The 1583-nt window shown below is 44.7% G+C and carries 1 protein-coding gene and 1 pseudogene; one reads left to right on the top strand and one right to left on the bottom strand.

What is annotated here, in order from left to right; translation table 11 throughout:
* Positions 1–193: 193 nt before the first annotated feature.
* Positions 194–604, bottom strand: a pseudogene (locus L3V35_RS25355) (IS5/IS1182 family transposase); the annotation flags it as partial.
* Positions 605–1072: 468 nt separating this feature from the next.
* Between L3V35_RS25355 and L3V35_RS25350 the strand changes: the two are divergent.
* On the top strand, positions 1073–1429 hold the full coding sequence (locus tag L3V35_RS25350; RefSeq protein ID WP_237300853.1) for a hypothetical protein: 357 nt from the start codon (positions 1073–1075) through the stop codon (positions 1427–1429).
* The last annotated feature ends 154 nt before the right edge of the window (positions 1430–1583 follow it).

Below are 1583 nucleotides of genomic sequence, written 5' to 3'. Positions count from 1 at the left end.
CAAGGAGATGGCGCGTAAGATGCTGCTTAATGGTCTAGATCAACAAACCATTATGGATGTCACGGGATTGAATACAGACGAACTAGCACAACTTTCTCATTAGCCGCTCAAGCATAAAGGGTTGTGTGGCAAAGTGGTGGTGTTGATAAAATCTGTCTGGAGACAAAGCTACATCGTCTATGGCTAACCGTGGGCTTCTAACTGGCATACCTTGAGCTATAATTTTGTTTATAGTTTTGACATTTACTATCATTTCACCTATTTGAGCGTTGTTGTATCTCAAACTCGCTTTACCGCTTCATTTATTGATCCACTCTCTTCCCAAAGCATTGCATTCTTTCGAGGTGAGTTTCAGGGAGGTACCACCTTTCTTTTTTAGAGGCTCATGGCACAACAAAACTGACTTCCGCACTCATGGTTTCGGGTGTATCGACATGAACAGCTAAGTGCAGCTTTTGCTATGTTCTGCGTTTCTTTGCACCAAGCTTTTTCACTTTTCACTCTCCCTGACCAAAAAGGTGGGGGCTAATTGAGTTAATGGCTAGACGGCGAATCGCCCTTTAGATTTATTGCGATATTTGACTTGAGCCGCCTTCGAACGCTTACCCTTGAAGATTGACTACGGACGGTTCTTTTTCTAACGCCAATCAATCTATAAAGTACACATTAAACTTAAATATTGGGCGTTCTCCCTTCGGTCGGCTCATTCCGTCGCTTCACTCCTCTCGCGATAACTTATGGCACTGTTATCGAGCAAGCTCGAAGTGACATTAAGTTACTGCGAACAATCACCAACGCCTCCGCTACTGCGTAGCTGCGCTTCGTCGTGCCTCCTTATTGCCTTTCACTGGCTTCAATTAAGGTCGAGTAAGGGCTTGTTTTCTTATGTGCCGATTTTCCTTTCGACTCGCATCACTGGATGGCGCTCGCAGACTGTTCACCATCCTCAATCAGAACCTTCTCTGCAAGGGTTAATAAACGCTTCGCGCCCCTGCAGAGAAGAACCCTGTTTGAGATCTGGACAGCCAAGCGGCTCCATAAAAGTGATACTCAAACAGAAAGGAAACTTGTCATGGCACAACAAAACTCAACCCCAACTCTCTCTACATTGACGCTCAGCGACCAGCGTTTCGCCGCTGGGCACGAAAGCTCACCAAAAAATGATATCTCTTTACTGCGTATTCCTCAGCGGACAGAGGAAGAAGAGCACGGCTTTTCTCTTACGCCGTGTAGCGACATTACCTTAGCTGAACTCAAAATCGCAGGATTTACTTCGCGTGATTCTAAGTCCTACCCATCCACTCTGGCTGAGGTTGAGAAGAGTATCTTACACCACTTTAAAATAGGGGACTTAACTGACAATTTTATTGTGAAGGATGTATCAACCCCTTCGAGAGCCCTCTTTTCGTTCCACCGTTGCCCGTTTTAATTACTGGGATATTTTTGTATTAACGTCAGGAGTAAGTCATGAAATATCTCTCTCACTATATTCAAGCCAAACAAACGCAAGCATTTAATGAGGCTGGGGCATTTTTTGCCTTTTCCACTAAACAGTTCGATGAAGCAAAAAAAGAGGGCGTGAA

This window comes from Vibrio sp. L5-1 (assembly GCF_021728315.1).
In the GTDB taxonomy this organism is placed as follows: domain Bacteria; phylum Pseudomonadota; class Gammaproteobacteria; order Enterobacterales; family Vibrionaceae; genus Vibrio; species Vibrio splendidus_K.
The sequence above is the reverse complement of the archived record's forward strand: the minus strand, read 5'-3'. Positions and strand labels throughout refer to the sequence as shown.